Origin of the sequence: Promicromonospora sukumoe (assembly GCF_014137995.1) — a bacterium.
Lineage (GTDB): Bacteria > Actinomycetota > Actinomycetes > Actinomycetales > Cellulomonadaceae > Promicromonospora > Promicromonospora sukumoe.
The window spans coordinates 339,196-359,289 of the sequence record NZ_JACGWV010000002.1 but is presented as its reverse complement, the minus strand read 5'-3'; the positions used below and the strand labels follow the sequence as shown (position 1 = coordinate 359,289).

The window sequence follows — 20,094 nt, the reverse complement described above, 5'->3', positions numbered from 1 at the left end:
AGAAGGCCCGAGCCATGAGTGACGCGATCACCGCTGCCGAGTTCACCGACGCAGAGGGCACGGACGACTGGCGGGTGCTGCACGACGCCGCCCTCGCGCGGTTCACCACCGGCTCGTTCGCCACGGGCCTGGTGCTGGTCGCCCGGATCGGCGAGCTCGCCGAGTCCGCGAACCACCACCCGGACGTCGACCTGCGCTACGGCAGCGTGACGGTCCGGACTTGGTCGCACGACATCGGCGGGCTGTCCGAGCGGGACCTCGGGCTCGCCCGCGCCATCTCGGCCGCGGCCCGCAACGTGGGCGTCGCGGCCGACGTCACCGGGCTGCGGGAGGTCGCCATCGCGATCGACGCGGTGGTCGGGCCGGCGGTCCAGGCGTTCTGGCAGGCGGTCCTGGGCCACGACGCGCAGCCGTACCGGGGCGGCAACACGGCCGCCGGGCGCCTGCTCGACGCCGACGGCCGCCAGCCCATGTTCTGGTTCCAGCAGACCGACGAGCGCCGCGAGCAGCGCAACCGTATCCACGTGGATGTCTGGGTGCCGCACGACCTCGCCGAGGCGCGGGTCGCCGCAGCGGTCGCCGCCGGCGGGCGGCTCGTCACCGACAAGTACGCCCCGTCGTGGTGGGTGCTGGCCGACGCCGAGGGCAACGAGGCCTGCGTCTGCACCTGGCAGGGCGACAACTGAGCCGATGGCCTCCGCCTACGCCTACCTGACCTGCCCCGCCCGCCGGCTGTTCCTCGGTCTGGGGAAGCCGCTCCGGGGCGCGGACGGCGCCGTCACCGGGCTGGGCTGGGCGCACCCGCCCGACCTGCTGCCCGACGCGCTGTTCACCATGCTCGACGACTGCGCGGGAGCGGACCTGGAGCTGCTCCTGGACACCGACGACGTGTACGACGACGTGGTGGAGACCTGGACCGAGATCGACCCGGAGACCGAGTCCCAGACCGACGCCGACCTCGCGCCGCCCGACCTCCTCCTGATCACGTTCGAGACCTACCTCGCCGGCCGGACCGTCCCGCCGGCGACGTACCACGCGCTGCTGCCGCCCGGGCTCCCGCCCGACCGGGCGTCGGGGGTCGTGCGGCGCCGCGGTACCGGGCCGGACGCCGTCGACCAGGCCTTCACCCGGAACCTGCACTGGGAGCCCACCGAGTTCCTGCGCCGGTCCGCGCTCGGCATGGAGACCACCGAGCACGTGGAGATCACGGCGCAGCAGGCCGCCGACGTCGTCACGCGGGTGCTGTGCAAGCGCCTGCGCCCGGACCTCTGAACAACCGGACCTCTGAAAAAACAGGATGCCGAGCGGGCACCGGCGCGGTAATCTCTCGCGCTTGTGCGCCCGCTCCCTTCACCCGCCCGGAACCCGTACTGGCGGTTCCTCGTGGCGGGCTTCCGCGGGCAGTCCGCCTACCCGCTCGCGACGCTCGCCGGCCTGGTCGCGAACGCGACGTTCGGCGTGCTCAAGGGCGCGATCATGGGGGCCGCCGTCGAGAGCTCCGGCGGCGAGCTGGCCGGGTACACGGCGGGCAGCATGGCCGCCTTCGTGTGGCTCGGGCAGGGGATGCTCGGGTCGGTGAACCTGTGGGGCGGCAGCGACCTCCAGGCCCGCATCAAGGACGGCGACGTCGCCGTCGACTTCCTGCGGCCCGTGAGCGTCCAGGCCTCCCACGTGCTGACCGACGTCGGCAAGGGGCTGTTCGGCCTGCTGCCGCGCGGGCTGCCGAGCGTGCTCATCGGGGTGGCCGTCGGCGGCATGGTGCTGCCTTCCGAGCCGAGCGCCTACGCCCTCGGCCTGATCAGCCTGCTGCTGGGGATCGCCGTCTCGCACGCCGCCATGTACGCCGTGGCGACGTCGGGGTTCTGGCTCGTGGAGACCCGCGGCATCAGCGTGTTCTACATGGCGTTCTCGGGGCTGTTCGCCGGCTTGTTCACGCCCATCTACCTGTTCCCGGACTGGCTGCTGACGCTCGCGCTGCTCACGCCGTTCCCGTCGATGATGCAGCTCCCGATCGACGTGCTCTCCGGGCAGGTCACCGGGGCGGCCGCCTGGCAGCACCTCGGCGTGCAGGCGCTGTGGCTGACGATCGTCCTCGTCGTCGGGCACCTGACCACGCGGGCGGGACGCCGCAGGCTGGAGGTGCAGGGTGGCTGAGCCGGAGGAGCAGCGCAGGGTGAGGGCCGAGGAACGAGGCACTCGCCCGGAGCGGAGCCGCAGGCTCAGCCACGAAAAGGCGCTGGCTGAGCTGAGAACCCGCGGGCGCGAGACCCTGCGCGCCTATCGGGCCGTGATCGCGAGCCGCGCGCGCTCGCAGGCGAGCCACCGTGCCAGCTTCCGCATGGACCTGGTGGGCGCGCTGCTCGTGGGCGCCATCGAGTTCGCCGAGATCTGGGTGCTCTACTCGGCGACGGACCAGATCGGCGGGTTCACGCTCGCGCAGATCATGCTCGTGTTCGGGCTGTCCGACCTCGCCTTCTCCCTGGCCGACCTGGTCGCCGGGCACTGCGACAACCTCCCGGTGTACGTGCGCGCGGGCACGCTCGACGTGTTCTTCCTGCGCCCGCAGCCGGTGCTGGCGCAGCTCGTCACGAGCGATCTCAGCCTGCGCCGGATCGGGCGCTGCCTGGTGGGCGCGACGTCGCTCACGGTCGGCCTGGTGCTCAACGACATCGACTGGACCGCGGGCACCGTGGGGCTGCTCGCGCTCGCGCTGGTCAGCGGCTTCGTCATCTTCACGGCGCAGTTCGTCACCGCGGCCGGCCTGCAGTTCTTCCTGGTCAACGGCGCCGAGATGACCAACGCGTTCGTGTACGGCGGGCGATACGCGGCCACGCAGCCCACCAGCGTGTGGCCGCGGAGCCTGCTGGTGGTCTTCGGCGCCGTCTTCCCCGTGGCGTTCGCGGCCTTCCTGCCGGTCTCCACGCTGCTGGGCGTGCCCGGCGTCGCCGGCCTGCCGGACTGGCTGGGCTGGTGCGCGCCGCTCGCCGCGCTGTGGGCGGTCGGCGTCGCGGCGCTGTGCTGGCGCTGGGGACTTCGTCACTACCGAGGAGCGGGCGGATGAACGTCATCGAGGCCGAGGGCCTGACCCGGGTGTTCACCGGGCGGCCGGACCGGAAGAACCGGCTGCGGCGCTCGCGGCACGTCGCCGTCGACGCCCTGGACCTGACTGTCCAGGCGGGCGAGTCCGTGGGCTACATCGGCGCGAACGGGGCCGGGAAGTCGACCACCATCAAGATGCTGGTCGGCATCCTGGTGCCCACGAGCGGGGCGGTGACGACCATGGGGCTGCATCCCCTGAAGCAGCGGCGCGCGCTCGCCCGGCGGATCGGCGTGGTGTTCGGGCAGCGGTCGCAGCTCTGGTGGGACCTGCCGGTGCGGGAGTCGTTCTCGATCCTGTCCGCGATCCACTCCCTGACCGCCGCGGACGAGCGGGTCCGGACCACCGAGCTCGTCGACATGCTGGAGATGGGCGAGTTCCTGGACACGCCCGTCCGACAGCTCTCCCTCGGCCAGCGCATGCGCGCCGAGGTCGCGGCCGCGCTGCTGCACCGCCCCGACCTGGTGATCCTCGACGAGCCGACGATCGGCCTCGACGTGCTGTCCAAGCAGCGGCTGCGCGAGTTCCTCGTGGCGCAGCGGCGCGAGCACGGCACCACGCTGCTGCTCACCACGCACGACATGGGCGACGTCGAGCGGCTCTGCGACCGCATCCTGGTCGTCGACCACGGGCGGCTCGCGTTCGACGGCACGCTCGACGGGCTGGCGCGCACGGTGGGCGCGCGGCGGGAGCTCGTCGTCGACCTCGCCGAGTCCCGCCCCGACCTGACCGACGTGCCGGGCGCGGAGCACGTGCGCAGCGACTCGGGCGGCCTCCGTCAGCGCCTCGCCTTCGACCCCCAGCGCACGACGGCGGCACGCGTGCTCGCCGCTATCTCCGAGCGGGCCGAGGTGCTCGACCTGTCGATCGCCGAGCCCGACATCGAGGACGTGGTGCGCGAGATCTACCGGGCCACCCGATGAGCCGGCGGTGCCCGAGGGCTGCGGCCGTCAGGCGCGCGTGACCACCAGCTCCGAGTAGGCGGGGATGAGCACCTGGCGCTGCGCGCGGCGGCGCACCACGCGCAGAGGCTCGCCGTCACCCCAGAGAGTGCGGAGCAGAGCGGCGATCTCAGCCCTGGCGAGCGCCGCGCCCAGACACAGGTGCCGGCCCGCCCCGAACCAGAGCTGCCGGGTCTCCCGCACGTAGGGCCGATCAGCCTGGAACGGTCCCGCCGCGGCGTTCGCCGACCACACGAGGAGCATGATCCGCTCGCCCGCCCGCAGCCTCGCCCCGCCCACCTCGACGTCCTGCGCGACGCCGCGCCCGATCACCGACGCGGGGCTCGTCACCCGCAGGCCCTCGCGGACCGCGTTCTCGACCGGGTCGCCCTCGCCGGGCAGGAGGCTGCCCGGTGCGGCGTCGTCGTCGGCCCGGGAGAGGCGTGCGAGGAGCTTGTGCTGCTCGCCGGTGTCCACGAGCAGTGCAGTGGTCCGCATCATGGCGCTCGCCGACGTCTCGGTACCCGCCACCATGAGGAGGCTCGCAAGGCCCGTCGTCTCCTGGAGACCCAGACCCAGCTCACGGCACCGGCCGAGCAGCCGGTCGGGCGGCGCGGTGCGCCAGCCTTCCGGGACACCCGCGGTGAGCTCCTCGACGATCGTCCGCGCGGTGGCGATCTGCCCGGGGGAGAGCCTGGTGGAGCCCGCGGTGCCGAGCGCGACGGTGGCGAGGCGCTCGCCGGTGGCGAAGGCGTCAAGGGCGTCCTCGTCGCTCGGCCAGGCGTCGCCTGCGCCGACCGGGGCCGGCAGCCCGAGCAGGGAGACCATCATGCGGCCGACGAGCACGCGGGCGAGCCGCGCGACGTCCACCCGCCCGCCGGCACGAAGGGTGTCGCCGGCTCCGGCGAGAACAGGGTCCCAGGTGTCCGCGACGAGCGCGGCCGAGCCGGCTTCCGTGAACAGCTCGCGCGAGCGGGACCGCAGTGCGTGGTGGCCCGGGCCGTCGAAGACGCCGGGCACCCAGTCGCCCAGGATCTGGGTCCAGAGGTCACCCACGCCGCCCTCGCCGAGGATCGTGAACGAACGATGGTCCCGTAGGACGGTGCGGGCGACGACCGGGTCGGACGTGACCCATCCGATTCCTGGCACCTTCCGTACCGGTGAGCCCTTGGCGGACCAGCTCTGGGCCGCGGTGCCCAGCAGGAGCAACCCGGCCATCGCCGGCCGAGCGCGGTACAGCAGGCCCAGCTCGTGGCGGGTTGTCGCGAAGGTCTTGATCACGGCCGTCACCCTATGTCCGCCGGGCCCGCGGCAGCGGTGCGGTCCGGCGGGGGCCCAGGCGGACATTCCGGGTGGAAGCGTCGGTAGGGCGGCTAACGTGTCCCGGGTGCTTCCCGAACCAGCCGCCGTGCTGAGCCCGGTTCCCGCCCGTTCTCCCGAGCCTGTCGTCTCCACGCAGGCCTCGATCTCGCCGTCGGCCCTGCCGTCGAGCCAGGCGCCGCGTCCCGTCGCCCGCATCGCCGAGGTGGCCGTCCACCTGCCCGAGCGCGTCCGCGACGTGGCCGAGGCCGAGCGCGACCTGCACCGCAGGAACCCGAAGGTCGCGCCGCGCCTGCCCATGATCTCGCGCCTGACCGGCGTGCGTACGGTCCACGTGGCCGACGACGACCAGCAGGCCTCCGACCTCGCCGTCGCCGCCTCCCGCACCCTGCTGGAGCGCGCGGGCCTGGGGCCGCAGGACATCGACCTGCTGATCTTCGCGTCCGCCACCCAGGACATGATCGAGCCCGCGACCAGCCACATCACCGCGGCAAAGCTCGGCGTCCGGGCACCCGTGATGGACGTCAAGAACGCCTGCAACTCCGTGCTCAACGGCATCGAGGTGGCCGAGGCCCTCATCGGCACCGGCCGGTACCGCCGCGTACTGGTGGCGTCCGGCGAGATGCCGACGCGCGGCGTCCGGTGGGACGTGCCCGACCGGGCGACGTACGCGATGTCCGCGGCCGGCTACACGATGTCCGACGGCGGGGCCGCGGTGCTCGTCGAGGCGGTCGACCCGCCGTCGGGCTTCGAGGACGCCCTGTCCGCTGAGCTCGCCGGCCTGGTCGCGCCCGCCGCCCGGCCCTCCGGCATCCTCGGCTCGGCGTTCACGGCCGAGTCGCGGCACTGGGACGTCGGCATGCTGCCGGGCGGCGGCACCGTCAACCCGCGCGACCCCGAGCGCAGCTACTTCGAGATCGACGGCTCGCGGCTGCGCGAGGCGTTCCTCGCGCTCGGGCCCGGCCCGGTCGACGAGGCGCTGGAGCGGGCGGGCGTGACCATGGACGACGTCGCGCTCGTCGCGGTGCACCAGGTCGCGGTGGGTTACCTCGCCGACGTGCACGCGGCGCTCGGCGTGCCGGCCGACCGGACGATCGTCACCGTGGGGGACCACGGCAACCTGGCCTCGGCGACGCTGCCGCTGCAGCTCGTCACGGCACTGGAGTCGGGGCGGCTGCGCCGCGGCGACGTCGTGCTGCTCCTCGGTCTCGCGGGCGGGATCAGCATGGGCGCGATGGTGGTCCGGTGGTGAACGACCAGCCTCATGGGCACAGACCCCGCCTCGCCGTCGTCGTGCCCGCGCTGAACGAGGCGCACGAGCACGGGATCGCGCGCACCCTGGCCGCGCTGCACGCGCAGGAGGACGACGACTTCGACCTGGTCGTGGTCGACAACGGCTCCACGGACGGCACGCCCGACGTGGCGCGCAAGGCGATCGCGGAGTGGGGGCGGCTGCGCTGGCAGGTGGTGACCGAGCCCGAGAAGGGGACGGGCGCCGCCGCGGACACGGGGATGCGGACCGCCATCGCGCTGGGCGCCGAGCTGCTGGCCCGGACGGACGCCGACTGTCTGCCGCCGCCGGGCTGGACCCGGGCGGTGCGGGCGGCGTTCGCGTCGGGCGACGAGCTGGTCGCCGGGCGGCTCGTGCCGCGCAGGGACGACCTGCCGGTCTCGCGGTTCCAGCAGGGTGTGCTGTCGTTCGCGCTGTGGGTCTCCAGCACGTTCGGCAAGGTGCGGCCCGGGAACCAGGACGAGGGGTACCTGGGGCCGTACGTGATGGCGCCGGGCTGCAACATGGCGATCACGGCGTCCCTGTACGAGCGGGCGGGCGGGTTCCCGCGCACCCGGATCGAGGACCTGCACGAGGACCGTGCCCTGGTGAACGCCGTCCGCCGGCTGACGACGCGGTACGGGGAGCACCGCGAGGTCTGGGTGCGCGCGTCGACGCGGCGGGTGCACGCGTGGGGTCTGGTGCGGACGCTCGGCTGGTACGCCGACCACCGCTACCGGCCCGACGTCGTGGACATCCGATGAGGACGGGCCTGCGGGCCCGGCCCGGCCCTGCCGCGGCCCCGGATCCGGCCCCCGACCGAAAAAGTGTGTCAGGCGCCGTCGGGCCCGAGGCGCGCTGGGAGGAGCGCGTGCTGCGCGCCGCGCACCCGCTCGCGTACCCGGCGCTGCGGTCCGCGCGCGGCCGGCCCGTGGTGCGGGTCCCGCGCATCGGCGTGATCGTGAACGACGCCGCGATCGCGCGCGAGGTGCTGCTCGACCTGGACCATTTCTCCAAGGTGGGCCCGGGAGCGCCGTCGGACCTGTGGACGCCCGTGCTCGGGCCGTCCGTGCTGCTCAACATGGAGGGCGCGGAGCACGCCGCGCTGCGGCGCGCGCTCGGGCCGCTGTTCTCGCCCCGGGCGGTGCGGGAGCTGGTGTCCGGCGCCGGCGGGGCCGACGTCGCGAACGTCGTCGGGCCGCCGAGGAACGAAGGAGCGGACGGCGGCGGCGTGCTGCCGGACCTGACGCGGCGGCTCGCCGCGGGCGAGCGAGTCGATCTGGCGGCCGCCGTGACGGCGCAGGCCGGCGCGGTGATCTGCGGGATGGTCGGCCTGCCGCCGACGGACGACGCCGTGCGCTCCGCGATGTCCGCCGCCCAGACGATCACCGGGATGGTGCGGCTGCACCGCCATGGGCTCACGAGGTCCCAGGTGGTGCGGGCGCGCGAGGTGCTGGAGCGCCTGACCGCGCCCGCCCGGGCCGCCTACCGCGCCGGGGATCCGGCGACGGTCCCGGGTCGCATGCGCGACCTCGGGCTGTCCGAGCGGGAGGCGATGGGCGCCGTCGGAGCGTTCGTACTCACCGGGACCGAGACCATCCAGTCGTTCGTGCCCCGGCTCGTCGCGATCGCGCACGACACCGGGTGGACCGCGCGGCTGCTGGCCCCGGACGCGGCGCTGCGCCGTCGTGCCGTCGAGGAAGGGCTGCGCGTCACCGTGCCGACGCCCGCGATGCTGCGCTCCGTGCGGGCCGACGCGTCGGTGGGCGGGCTGCCCGTCGCCGCGGGGGAGCGCGTGGTGATCGCCACCGTCAACTGCTGCCGGGCGTCCGGCGGCTTCGACCCCGACCGGCCCGTCGATCCCGCCGTGCGGCACCTGTGGTTCGGCGCCGGCCCGCACTTCTGCCTCGGCATGCCGCTGGCGATGGCCCAGGTGGACGTCGTCCTGGACGCGCTCGCGGCCGCGGCGACCGACGGCCGCGTCCCCGTCGTCGGACGGCGCCAGGCCGCGCGCGGCGTGCTGGTCCCGGCGTACCGGTCGCTGGAGCTGAGCCTGGGGACGGCCGTGGAGACTGGTGCGGAGACCGGTGTGGAGACGCGCGTGGAGGAGATCTCATGACCCACTTCCTGGACGACCTCGCGACCCTCGCCCGGGACACGCCCGACGCCGTCGCGCTGCGCTGGTTCGGCGGTCGCGACGGCGCTCGCGTGCGCGAGGAGGTCACGTTCGCCGGGCTCGCGGAGCGCGTCGAGCGGACGGCGTCGGGCCTGCGGGCGCAGGGGATGGAGCCCGGCGACCGGGTGCTGTTCAGCATCCGGCCCCGGCCCGAGGGCGTGGTCCTGTGCCTCGCGATCCTGCGCGCGTGCGGCGCCGTCGTCTTCGTGGACCCCGGGTCGACGCCGGAGCTGTTCGCCGCCCGCATCGCGGCGGCGCGGCCCCGCTGGGCGGCGACCGAGGCGCTGCTGTACGCGGCGTCGTCGGGGCCGCTGCGCGGTGTCGCCCGGTCGCGCGGGCTGCTGCTGCCCGACTACGGCCGACTGCCCGTGCGGCACCTGTACTCCGGCCGGTGGCTCCCCGGGGTGCCGCGGGGTGCCCGGCGCGCTGCACGGGTGCTCGCGGACGACGTTCTTCCGGCGGTCGCTCTCCCGGCCGCGCCCTCCGGGGCGGACGGCGGTGCGGACGGCGGCTCTCCCGACGGCGGCGACCCCGCCCTGATCGTCTTCACCTCCGGGACCACGGCCGAGCCGAAGGCCGTGGTGCACACGGCTGACACGCTCGGCGGCATGCTGGGCCTGTTCGCGCAGGTCGGCGGACTGCGGGCCGGGCAGCGAGCGCACACCGACCAGATGTTCCTCGGGCTCCCGGCGGTCCTGTCTGGCGGCACCTGGGAGATCCCGGCGCGCGCGCCCAAGGACGCCCCGGAGGCGTTCGCGCGCGGGGTCGCGGGTGCCGACTCGTCGTTCCTGGTGCCCGCCGACGTGACCGCGCTGCTCGACGTCCTGGAGGCGCGCGGTGCGGACGGCAGTCCAGTCGGCAGCCCTGCCGCCGGTCCCGCCGTCGGCCCGGCCGTGCTGGCCGTCGGGGCCGCGCCGGTGACCGTGGCGCTGCTCGAACGCGGCCGGCGCGTCCTGCCGGGCACCCGCTGGATCGCCGTCTACGGCGCCACCGAGATCCTCCCCGCCGCGATGACCGACGCCGACGAGAAGATCGCGGCCGCCGCGGGTTCCGGGACGGCCGCGAGCGCCGGGTCCGACGGCGGGTCCGACGGCGGGGCCCCGGGCGACCTCGTGGGTCGTCCGCTGGGCGGCATCGGCGTGCGGATCGACACCGCCGTCGTCGGGCTGGACGAGGACCTACCCGAAGCCGGTGCTGAGGGCGACGCGGCCGCCGGAACCGACACGGACGCCGGGGCGCCCGGCGACGGCCCCGCTGTGGGTGAGCTGGTGCTCACCGGGCCGTCCCTGATGGCGGGGTACCTGGCCGACCTCGACGCCGGCAAGCCCCGGGTGACCGAGCACCGCACGGGCGACCTCGCCTACCAGGACGAGGACGGCCGGATCGTGCTGGTCGGACGCAACCGGGACATGATCATCCGCGGCACCGTGAACATCTACCCCGGGCTGTTCGAGCCCCGGCTGCGGGACCTGCCCGGGGTGGGCGACGCCGTCATGGTGGGCGTCCCGATGCCCGACGGCGACGAGCGGGTGGTCCTCGTGGTGACCGCGGAGCATGCGGCGGGGGAGGGCGCGCCTCGGGACTCTGCTGAACCGCGGGGCAAGGGCGTCCCGTGGGTGCGGGCCGGGACCGACCTCGCCCGGTCCGTCGCGGACCAGGTCGCGCGGGTCCTGGACCACGGCGCGCTGCCCGACCTGGTGGTCGAGGCGTCGCACGTCCCGCTCGCGGGCCGGTCCCGGAAACCGGACCGCCATGCCCTGGTCGGCCTGGTTTCACCTCTCGCGGGTACAGTGCGCGCATGAGGGTGGCTGTGACCGGTTCGTCTGGTTTCGTGGGTGGGGCCGTGGTGCGGGACCTCGCGGCGCACGGGCACGAGGTGATCGCGTTCTCGCGCCGGGTTCCGCGCGTACCGGCGGAGCTGCTGGACCGCGTCGCCCACCAGTTCTGGGACCTGCGCGACGGCCCGCTGCCCAAGGAGGACCGGCCCGAGGACGTCGACGTCGTGGTGCACTGCGGGGCGGCCGTCGGGGACGGCGGCAGCCACGCGCGCGCCTGGGTGGTCAACGTCGAGGGCACCCGCGCGGTGCGGGAGACGTTCCCGGGCGCGCGGTTCGTCCACCTGTCCTCGGGCAGCGTGTACGACCCGCGGACGCCGAGCGTCGTCGCGACCGAGGCCGAGGCGCCCGCACGCGGGTACATGAACCCCTACGGCTCCACGAAGGCCGCCGCCGAGCGGTACCTCACGGCCGACGCCGCGCGCGACGACCGCGGTCCCGTCGTCGTGCTGCGCCCGCACGCGGTCTACGGGCCGGGGGACACGACGCTGCTGCCGCGCCTGGAGTCCGCGGCGATCGGCGCCTGGCTGCCCCTGCCGGGCGGCGGCAGGGTGCGGCAGCACCTCACGCACGTCGACACCCTGGCCCGCGCGGTGCGCGCCGCCCTCGACGTGGACGTCGAGCCCGAGGTCGCCGCCGGGCGGCCGCTCGTGGCGAACGTCGCCGACGCCAGCCCCGTCGACCTCCACGAGACGCTGGAGCTGCTGATGTTCGCGCGGTTCCACCCCGTGCAGGTGGTGGACGTCCCGATCCGGCTCGCGAACGCCCTGGCCTGGGCGGCCGAACGGCTGGCCCGGTGGACCCGCCGCGAGCCGCGCCTGTCGCGGTACGCCATCAGCCACCTCGCGATGGAGCGCACCTACGACCTCACGGTGCTGCGCGAACGCCTCGGCGTGGACCCGGCGCCGACGTCGCTGCACGGCGCGATGACCTGGTAATCCCCCACGTGTCAGCCCCCGAGAGACGTGTCAGACCTACAGGTCCCCCGGGTGACCTGTGGGTCTGACACGTCTCTCGGGGTCTGACACAGGGTGCTGTCCGGAATGCCCTACCCTGTGCGGGTGATTCCAGGGAGCGAGGTCGCGATCGAGACGCTCGGGCTGCGCAAGGCCTACCGCTCGGTGCGCGGGCGTGCCGTAGGCGTGGACGGGCTCGACCTGCGCGTGCCCGCCGGGGGCGTGCATGCCCTGCTCGGGCTCGCGGGCTCGGGCAAGACGACAACGCTCCGCCTGCTCACCGGCCTCGCCCACGCCGACGGCGGCGCCATCAAGATCTTCGGTACCCACGTCCCGGACGGCCTGCCCGACCTCGCCGGCCGCATCGGCGCCGTCGTCGGCGAACCCGGGTTCCACGGCGGCCTCAGCGGACGCCGCAACCTCGCCCTCCTCGCGGGTGCCGCCGGCGTGCCGCGCGCCCGCGTGGACGAGGTGCTCACCCGCGTCGTCCTCGCCGACCGCGCCCGGGCCGCCTACGACACCTACTCGCCGGACGAGGCCCGCCGCCTGGCGCTCGCGGCGGCACTCCTGCGCGACCCCGACCTGCTCGTCGTCGACGACCCGAGCGCGGGACTCGATGCCGTGGGCACCCGCGAGATCCGGCAGGCCCTGCGCCGCCTCGCGGACCAGGGCAAGACCGTCCTCGTCGCGACGAGCGTGCTCACCGAGGCGCAGCAGATCGCCGACACGGTCACCGTGCTCGACGGCGGACACATCCTCGCGCAGGGGCGCACCGTCGAGCTCCTGGGCGACGCCCGCGTCAGCGTCCGCGTGGGCGTCGACGAGCCGGGCCGCGCGGCGACGGCCCTGCGCGCCGCCGGCTTCAAGGTCCGGGCCGACGGCGACACCCTGCACGTGGACGACGTCGCCGAACCCGCCGAGATCTCCCGCGCGCTCGCCAAGCAGAAGCTCTTCGCGGGCGAGCTGGTGCCGCAGCGCGAGGACCTGGCCGCCGTCGTCGGGCGGCTGCGCCCGGTGGAACCGCCCGCGGTCGTCGCGCCCAGCCGTGCCGAGGAGCGTGCCGCGCGCAAGGCCGTTGAACTCAAGGCCGCGGAGCGGAAGAAGGCCGCCGACCAGCGCAAGGCCGACAAGGAGGCGGCCGCCCGGCAGGCCGCCGACGAGGCGAAGGCTGCCGAGGACGCCGCGGCGAAGCAGGCGGCGGCCGACGCGCGGACGGCGGAGAAGCAGGCGGCGCTCGACGCGCGGGCGGCCGAAAAGCAGGCTGCGGCGGACGCTCGGGTGGCGGAGAAGCAGGCTGCGGCGGATGCGAAGGCCGCGGCCAAGGAGGCGTCCCGCGCGGAGCGGGCCGCCGCGAAGGAGAATCGCGGGCCGCTGGGTCTGATCGCCGGGCTCGGTGCGGCGCGGGCGGGGGAGCGGGGCGGCGAGACGGGGGACGGTGACGCATCGGGGAAGGGCTCGAAGGCTGTCGACTCGAAGCCGGACGGGGCGAAGCCGGCCGGCTCCAAGGGCGCTGGTCCGAAGGGTGCCGGCGCCTCCGGTACGACGGCGGCTGGGCCGAAGCCCGCGGAGAAGCCCCGGTCCGCCGCGCCGAAGCCCGCCGGACCGAAGCCGTCGGCGTCCGTATCGGCCGGCTCTTCGTCGGCCGGCTCTCCGTCCGGTAGTTCTCAGTCCGGGGGTCCTAAGCCCGGTGCGGGGAAGTCCGGCGCGCGCAAGCCTGGTGTACCCAAGGCCGGTGTACCCGAGCCCGGTGCAGCGAAGCCTGGTGCGCCTACGCCCGGTGCGTCGGCGTCGGCGCGGAAGAGCGTCGGCGGCGCGGGCTCGTCGAAGGCCGGCACGGGAACGGCCGCCACTGGGTCGACCGGCACGGAGTCGGCCGCGGTGTCCGCCGCGGCGGGTTCTGCCCAGACGGCCGCCGTGGCCCTCGCGGACGCCGACACGCAGCCGAGGCTGTCGAAGCTCGCCCAGCGGCGCGCAGAGTTCGACGCCAAGGTCGCGGAGAAGCAGGCCGAGGCCGAGGCACGGATCGCCGAGCGGCAGGCCGCGGCTGACGCGAAGGCGGCCGAGAAGCAGGCGGCCGCCGACGCCAGGGCGGCCGCGAAGCAGGAGAAGGCCGACGCCAGGCAGAGCAAGGCGGACGAGCGACAGGCCAGGATCGACGACCGGGCGGCGCAGAAGCAGGCGGAGATCGACGCCAAGGAGTCGGCAGCGGCGCAGAAGGCGGCCGACAAGGCCGCGGCGGAGCAGGCGCGCGCCGACGCCAAGCAGGCCGCCGTCGACGACAAGGCCGCCCGGAAGCAGGAGGCCGCCGACGCCAGGTCGGCCCGTGTCGCGAGCCGGACGGAGGGCGCCAAGGCGCTGCTGGGGCGGCGCGCGGCGGAGACGTCCGGCGGTCAGGACCGGCCGCGTCCGGAACGATTGGATTCGGAGGGGACCGGATCGAAGGGGACCGGGTCGGAGGGAGCTGGGCCGGAGGGGCTTGAGCCGGACGACCGGGAGGCGGAGGATCGGGAACCGGACGACCTCGAGCTGGACCGGCTCGAGGCCGAGGCGATCGAGCTCGACGACCTCGACCTCGACGACACCGACCTCGACGACCTCGACCCGGACACCGCGGGACGGGACGACCCCGGGTTGGAGGACCGTGGGCTGGACGACTTCGACCCGGACGACCGCGACGCGGACGACGAGTACGGCGACCCCGGGTCCGACGACACCGGGTCCGACGACACGGACGCGGACGCCGCCGGGTCGGACGACAGCGAAGCGCCGAGGTCCGGTCCGCGAGACGACCAGGGACGACCGCGCCCGGGCCAGCAGAGTTCAGGCCAGCAGGGATCGGGCCGGCAAGGTTCAGGCCGGCAGCAGTCGGGCCAGCAGCGATCAGGCCAGCACGGGCAGGGCCCGCACGGACAGAGCCGGGGCAAGAAGCGTTCGAAGGGGAGGCGATGATGGGGCTGTTGTGGGCGGAGCTGCGTCGGTTCGCCGTGCGGCCGGCGATCCGGTGGATCGCCGTGGGGATGCTCGCGCACGTGGCGCTGGCGGTCGCGGTGACGGCGTTCGAGCCCGAGGCGTTCACGCTGGCGGCGATGCTCGAACAGGGGCAGATCTCGTTCTACGCGATGACGTCGGTGTTCCTCGCCTACGTGGCGGGCGTGCTGCTCGTGACGGGGACCGCGGCGCAGGGCGGGACGCGCACGCTGCTGACCGTCGAGCCCCGACGGGGCCGCGTCTACTGGAGCAAGCTCGCGGCGGCCGGCCTCGCCGTGGTGCCCGGCATCGCGGCGGCCTGCGCCCTGCTGGGGTTCGGCATGTACGGGGCGCACGCGCGCGCCGGGGTGCTGGGCGGCCCGCCGTCGGACCTCGTGGAGGCGCTGACCTGGTGCGGCGTCCGGGTGGTGGCGCTCGCGGTGTCCGCGGCGGTGGGCGGCGCGGCCGTCGGGCTGCTGGTGGGGCGCTGGTGGATCGCGGTCGGCCTGGCGACGGTCTGGTTCCTGGCCGAGGAGCAGGTGGCGCCGAGCGCATCGTCCGGCGTCCGCGGCTGGCTGCCGTTCACGAACGCGGACACCTGGGTGCGGGGCACCCAGGCCGTCCTGCCCGACCACGGTTTCCTGGCGGACGCGTACCTGCACAGCGGGCTCCTGCTGCTCGGCATCACCGTGGTGCTGGCGCTGCTCGGCCGGGTCGTGTTCGAGCGTCGGGACGTACGCTGAGGGGGAGAAGGACAGGGCTGTGTCTCGGATCGTGGGACCTTTGGCCCGCTGAGTGACACCGGCGACTTTTCGGCGTAACGTGCGTGACGTGCAGACGATCATTCTTGTAGTACTTCCTGAGCGCGCGGCCTAGGCCCCAGCACAGGCATCGTCCGCGCGCTCACCCTGGCAGTCCTTTCACCAAAGGACCCGGGGTTTTTTTGTTGTCACGAACGCTCGCTTTCGCCCCAGGACGGGGCGCGACGGCAGGAGAACCGCATGACCGGCACACCGACACCCGCACAGATCGCCGCGCGCGCCGAGGCGCGTGACCAGGTGCGCACCGAGCTTCGGTCCCGCGTAGGCGGCAAGGCCGAGCTCGACCACGCGGCACCGCGCGTCGGGCCGGAGGAGGTGACGGGCGCGCAGTCGATCGTCCGCTCGCTCGAGGAGGTTGGGGCGGAGGTCGTCTTCGGCATCCCCGGCGGCGCGATCCTGCCCACCTACGACCCGCTGATGGACTCCGCGAAGCTCCGGCACATCCTCGTGCGGCACGAGCAGGGCGGCGGTCACGCGGCGTCGGGCTACGCCCACGCGACGGGCCGGGTCGGCGTCACCATGGCGACGTCGGGCCCCGGTGCCACGAACCTGGTGACGCCCATCGCCGACGCGAACATGGACTCGATCCCGATGGTGGCGATCACCGGCCAGGTCGGCGCCTCCGCGATCGGGACCGACGCGTTCCAGGAGGCGGACATCGTCGGCATCACGATGCCGATCACCAAGCACTCCTACCTGGTCACCGACCCGGCCGAGATCCCGCGCACCATCGCCGAGGCGTTCCACATCGCCTCGACCGGGCGGCCGGGGCCGGTGCTCGTGGACATCGCGAAGTCGGCGATGCAGTCGCGCACCTCGTTCTCGTGGCCGCAGGAGCTGAACCTGCCGGGCTACCACCCCGTGACCAAGCCGCACTCCAAGCAGATCCGCGAGGCCGCGAAGCTGCTGGCCACGGCCCGGCGCCCGGTCCTGTACGTGGGTGGTGGCGTGATCCGCGCCGGCGCGGCGGACCTGCTGCGCCAGCTCGTCGACCTGTCCGGGGCGCCCGTCGTCACCACGCTGATGGCGCGCGGCGCCGTGCCCGACAGCCACCCGCAGCACCTGGGCATGCCCGGCATGCACGGCACGGTGCCCGCCGTCGCCGCGCTGCAGAAGGCGGACCTCGTGTTCGCGCTCGGCGCCCGGTTCGACGACCGCGTGACCGGCAAGCTGTCGAGCTTCGCGCCGCTGGCCGCGATCATCCACGCGGACATCGACCCCGCCGAGATCGGCAAGAACCGCGAGGCCGACGTGCCGATCGTGGGCGACCTCCGCGAGGTCATCGGCGACCTGCTGCCCGAGCTGGCCAAGGAGCACGAGGCGCACGGCAGGCCCGACGTCGAGGGCTGGTGGCGCCAGCTCGACGAGTGGCGCCGCACCTACCCCCGCGGCTACAACCAGCCCGAGGACGGTCACCTCTCGCCGCAGCACGTGATCCAGCGCCTGGGCGAGATGACCGGGCCGGACGCGATCTACGTCGCGGGCGTGGGCCAGCACCAGATGTGGGCCGCGCAGTTCATCAGCTACGAGCACCCCAACACCTGGATCAACTCCGGCGGCCTCGGCACGATGGGCTACTCCATCCCCGCCGCGATGGGCGCCAAGGTCGGCCAGCCGGACCGCACGGTCTGGGCCGTGGACGGCGACGGCTGCTTCCAGATGACCAACCAGGAGCTCGCCACCTGCACGATCAACGACATCCCCATCAAGGTGGCGCTGATCAACAACAGCTCGCTGGGCATGGTGCGGCAGTGGCAGACGCTCTTCTACGAGTCGCGCTACTCCAACACCGACCTGCACACCGGTCACGGCACCATGCGCGTGCCCGACTTCGTGAAGCTCGCCGACGCCTACGGCTGCGAGGGCATCCGCGTGGAGCACGCCTCCGACGTCGACGCCGCGATCAAGCGGGCCAACGAGATCGACGACCGGCCGGTCGTCGTGGACTTCACCGTCTCGCGCGACGCGATGGTGTGGCCCATGGTCGCCGCCGGCGTCAGCAACGACGACATCCAGTACGCACGCGGCATCTCGCCGGCGTGGGAGCGAGAGGACTGACCCCCATGTCGAGGCACACCCTGTCCGTGCTCGTGGAGAACAAGCCCGGCGTGCTCACGCGCGTCGCCGGCCTGTTCGCCCGTCGCGCGTTCAACATCCACTCCCTGGCCGTCGGCCCCACTGAGCACGAGGAGATCTCGCGCATCACCGTGGTCGTCGACGTCGAGGAACACCCCCTGGAACAGGTCACGAAGCAGCTCAACAAGCTCATCCACGTGATCAAGATCGTCGAGCTCGAACCCGAGTCGTCGGTGCACCGCGAGCTGCTGCTCGTCAAGGTGCGGGCCGACGCCGCCACCCGAACCGGGGTGCTGGAAGTCGTCGAGATGTTCCGGGCGCGCGTGGTCGACGTCGTGCCGGACTCCGTGGTCATCGAGGCCACGGGACCGGCGGCGAAGCTCGACTCGCTCCTCGCGGCGCTGGAACCGTACGGCGTCCGTGAGATCGTCAAGTCCGGCACCCTGGCCATCGGCCGGGGCGCCCGGTCCATCACCGACCGCGCGTTCGAGCGCGCGGTCAGGTCCGCTTGAGCGCGCGACCCACCGATACGTCTTTCCACCCGAGTAATCAACTGAGGAGCAAGAACCGTGGCTGAGCTGTTCTACGACGACGACGCTGACCTGTCGATCATCCAGCAGAAGAAGGTTGCTGTGGTCGGCTACGGCAGCCAGGGCCACGCGCACGCCCTGAACCTGCGTGACTCCGGGGTGCAGGTGACCGTCGGCCTGCGCGAGGGCTCCGCCTCCCGCGTCAAGGCCGAGAACGAGGGCCTCGCCGTCGCGACCGTGCCGGACGCCGTGCGCGACGCCGACGTGGTCGTCATCCTCGCCCCCGACCAGGTGCAGCGGCACCTGTACGCCGAGGACATCGCGCCGAACCTCAAGGAGGGCGCGGCGCTCGTCTTCGGGCACGGCTTCAATATCCGCTACGGCTACATCAAGCCGGAGGCCGGCCACGACGTCCTCATGGTCGCCCCCAAGGGCCCGGGCCACATCGTGCGCCGCGAGTTCGCCGACGGCCGCGGCGTGCCCGTGATCGTCGCCGTCGAGCAGGACGCGTCCGGCGCGGCCTGGGGCCTGGCCCTCTCGTACGCCAAGGGCATCGGCGGCCTGCGCGCCGGCGGTATCAAGACGACGTTCACCGAGGAGACCGAGACCGACCTGTTCGGCGAGCAGGCCGTGCTGTGCGGCGGTGCCTCGCAGCTGGTCCAGTACGGCTTCGAGACGCTGACCGAGGCCGGCTACCAGCCCGAGGTCGCGTACTTCGAGGTGCTGCACGAGCTCAAGCTGATCGTCGACCTGATGGTCGAGGGCGGCATCGCCAAGCAGCGCTGGTCCGTCTCGGACACCGCCGAGTACGGCGACTACGTCTCCGGCCCGCGCGTCATCGACCCGCGCGTGAAGGAGAACATGAAGGCCGTGCTGGCCGACATCCAGAACGGCGCCTTCGCCGAGCGCTTCATCGCGGACCAGGACGCGGGCGCCCCCGAGTTCAAGGAGCTGCGCGCCAAGGGCGAGCAGCACCCGATCGAGACCACCGGGCGCGAGCTGCGCAAGATGTTCTCGTGGATCAAGCCGTCCGACTCGGACTACGTCGAGGGCTCGGCCGCTCGCTGAGCCGTGGCCCACGGGCCGTCGGCGCGCTGAGCGCGTAGCGCGAGACAGAGCGGCGCCCCACCCTCCGCACGGAGGGTGGGGCGCCGCTCTTCTTGTCCGGTTGCCCGACGGCGGTCCGGGTCAGCCCTTGAGGGTCTCGACCCAGTCCTGGTTGTCCGCGAGCCAGGCCTCGACGCCGGCGGCCGGGTCGCCCTCGTGCTCGTTGACGACGAGGTCCTCCAGGCTGCCGTACTGCTCGTCGTCCAGCTTGGCCTTGCCCATCATCTCGGCGACCTCGGGGAACTCCTCCGAGAAGCCGAGCGTCGCGATCTCGTGCAGGCCCTCCGCTTCGCCGAGCGCGCCCTCGGGGTCCTCGAGGTCGCGCACCGGGAAGGTGTTGTTGGCCCAGAAGGGGCGCCACAGCGTGACGACGATGTCCTCCTGCGCCTGGACGGCCTCGTCGAGGGCGTTCAGCATGGCCGGCGTCGACGACGTCTGCAGCTCCCAGCCGTCCTCGTCCAGGCCGTACTGCGGGATGACCTGCTCCTGCGTGGCCTTCGTCAGGCCCGCGCCCGCCTCGATGCCGACGATCTTGCCGTCGTAGTCGGCGCTCTTGCCCACGAGGTCCTCGATCGACTGGAGCTCGGAGTACTCGGGGACGGCGATGGTCAGCTTGGCGCCGTCGTAGTAGGTGCCGAGGTCCTCCAGGTCGTCGCCGTACTCGTCCATGTAGGCGGCGTGCGTGACCTCGGGCCACGCGGACGGGAAGACGTCGATGTCGCCTTCGGCCAGTCCGGTGTACAGCGGTGCTGCGTCGTTGATCTCCGTGATCTCGACCGTGTACCCGTCCTCCTCGAGGACGTTCTTCCACAGGTATGCGGTGCTCAGACCGTCCGTCCACGACGGGATGATGCCGAGGGTGATGGTCTGGTCGCTGCTGCCGCCGTCCTCGCCCGAGGCGCATGCCGTGAGGCTGAGGCCCAGGCCGAGGGCCACTGCGGCCGCTCCGATCCGCTTGCCGGTCGTGCCGATCATCGGTGTCCTTCCGTTTCGTATCA

At 73.7% G+C, this 20,094-nt stretch carries 17 protein-coding genes; 15 read left to right on the top strand and 2 right to left on the bottom strand.

Going from position 1 to position 20,094, the window contains the following annotated elements:
- The first annotated feature begins 14 nt into the window (after positions 1–14).
- The 5 genes from FHX71_RS18860 (at position 15) to FHX71_RS18840 (ending at position 4,020) form a co-directional block, all read left to right on the top strand.
- Positions 15–686 (top strand): 4a-hydroxytetrahydrobiopterin dehydratase, encoded by a 672-nt coding sequence (locus FHX71_RS18860; protein WP_182619032.1) that lies wholly within the window; start codon positions 15–17, stop codon positions 684–686.
- Between the two features lie 4 nt (positions 687–690).
- Complete coding sequence (locus FHX71_RS18855; RefSeq protein WP_182619031.1) at positions 691–1,272, top strand: hypothetical protein; 582 nt, start codon at positions 691–693, stop codon at positions 1,270–1,272.
- Positions 1,273–1,335: 63 nt separating this feature from the next.
- Positions 1,336–2,154, top strand: a complete 819-nt coding sequence (locus tag FHX71_RS18850) for an ABC transporter permease (RefSeq protein WP_182619030.1) — start codon at positions 1,336–1,338, stop codon at positions 2,152–2,154.
- A 133-nt stretch (positions 2,155–2,287) separates the two neighbouring features.
- The gene (locus FHX71_RS18845; RefSeq protein WP_312877125.1) at positions 2,288–3,061 is read left to right on the top strand and encodes an ABC transporter permease; all 774 of its coding nucleotides are present in this window, start codon (positions 2,288–2,290) and stop codon (positions 3,059–3,061) included.
- On the top strand, positions 3,058–4,020 hold the full coding sequence (locus FHX71_RS18840) for an ABC transporter ATP-binding protein (RefSeq protein ID WP_182619029.1): 963 nt from the start codon (positions 3,058–3,060) through the stop codon (positions 4,018–4,020). The genes FHX71_RS18845 and FHX71_RS18840 overlap by 4 nt, the downstream gene beginning before the upstream one ends.
- 27 nt (positions 4,021–4,047) lie before the next feature.
- Here FHX71_RS18840 and FHX71_RS18835 read toward each other — a convergent pair whose 3' ends face one another.
- Entirely contained in the window at positions 4,048–5,319 is a 1,272-nt protein-coding gene (locus FHX71_RS18835) for a cytochrome P450 (RefSeq protein WP_312877124.1), read from the bottom strand.
- 106 nt (positions 5,320–5,425) lie between these two features.
- Here FHX71_RS18835 and FHX71_RS18830 point away from each other — a divergent pair, with 106 nt between their 5' ends.
- The 10 genes from FHX71_RS18830 (at position 5,426) to ilvC (ending at position 19,057) form a co-directional block, all read left to right on the top strand.
- The gene (locus tag FHX71_RS18830) at positions 5,426–6,610 is read left to right on the top strand and encodes a 3-oxoacyl-ACP synthase III family protein (protein WP_312877123.1); all 1,185 of its coding nucleotides are present in this window, start codon (positions 5,426–5,428) and stop codon (positions 6,608–6,610) included.
- On the top strand, positions 6,604–7,392 hold the full coding sequence (locus FHX71_RS18825; protein WP_312877122.1) for a glycosyltransferase family 2 protein: 789 nt from the start codon (positions 6,604–6,606) through the stop codon (positions 7,390–7,392). Before FHX71_RS18830 ends, FHX71_RS18825 begins: the two co-directional genes overlap by 7 nt.
- Before the next feature lie 65 nt (positions 7,393–7,457).
- On the top strand, positions 7,458–8,747 hold the full coding sequence (locus FHX71_RS18820; RefSeq protein ID WP_182619027.1) for a cytochrome P450: 1,290 nt from the start codon (positions 7,458–7,460) through the stop codon (positions 8,745–8,747).
- Positions 8,744–10,606 (top strand): class I adenylate-forming enzyme family protein, encoded by a 1,863-nt coding sequence (locus FHX71_RS18815; RefSeq protein WP_182619026.1) that lies wholly within the window; start codon positions 8,744–8,746, stop codon positions 10,604–10,606. The genes FHX71_RS18820 and FHX71_RS18815 overlap by 4 nt, the downstream gene beginning before the upstream one ends.
- Positions 10,603–11,577: an NAD-dependent epimerase/dehydratase family protein gene (locus tag FHX71_RS18810; protein WP_182619025.1), complete on the top strand. Its 975-nt coding sequence runs from the start codon at positions 10,603–10,605 to the stop codon at positions 11,575–11,577. Before FHX71_RS18815 ends, FHX71_RS18810 begins: the two co-directional genes overlap by 4 nt.
- Positions 11,578–11,700: 123 nt before the next feature.
- On the top strand, positions 11,701–14,544 hold the full coding sequence (locus FHX71_RS29430) for an ATP-binding cassette domain-containing protein (RefSeq protein WP_312877121.1): 2,844 nt from the start codon (positions 11,701–11,703) through the stop codon (positions 14,542–14,544).
- Entirely contained in the window at positions 14,541–15,305 is a 765-nt protein-coding gene (locus FHX71_RS18800; RefSeq protein ID WP_182619024.1) for a hypothetical protein, read from the top strand. The genes FHX71_RS29430 and FHX71_RS18800 overlap by 4 nt, the downstream gene beginning before the upstream one ends.
- A gap of 258 nt (positions 15,306–15,563) precedes the next feature.
- Positions 15,564–17,441, top strand: coding sequence for an acetolactate synthase large subunit (locus FHX71_RS18795; RefSeq protein ID WP_182619023.1), 1,878 nt, complete (start codon positions 15,564–15,566; stop codon positions 17,439–17,441).
- Positions 17,442–17,446: 5 nt separating this feature from the next.
- The gene (ilvN, locus tag FHX71_RS18790) at positions 17,447–17,971 is read left to right on the top strand and encodes an acetolactate synthase small subunit (RefSeq protein ID WP_020013644.1); all 525 of its coding nucleotides are present in this window, start codon (positions 17,447–17,449) and stop codon (positions 17,969–17,971) included.
- A 57-nt stretch (positions 17,972–18,028) separates the two neighbouring features.
- Entirely contained in the window at positions 18,029–19,057 is a 1,029-nt protein-coding gene (gene ilvC, locus FHX71_RS18785) for a ketol-acid reductoisomerase (protein WP_182619022.1), read from the top strand.
- Between the two features lie 120 nt (positions 19,058–19,177).
- Here the strand turns inward: ilvC and FHX71_RS18780 are convergent, their stop codons facing one another.
- Entirely contained in the window at positions 19,178–20,071 is an 894-nt protein-coding gene (locus FHX71_RS18780; protein ID WP_182619021.1) for a glycine betaine ABC transporter substrate-binding protein, read from the bottom strand.
- Between the last annotated feature and the right edge of the window lie 23 nt (positions 20,072–20,094).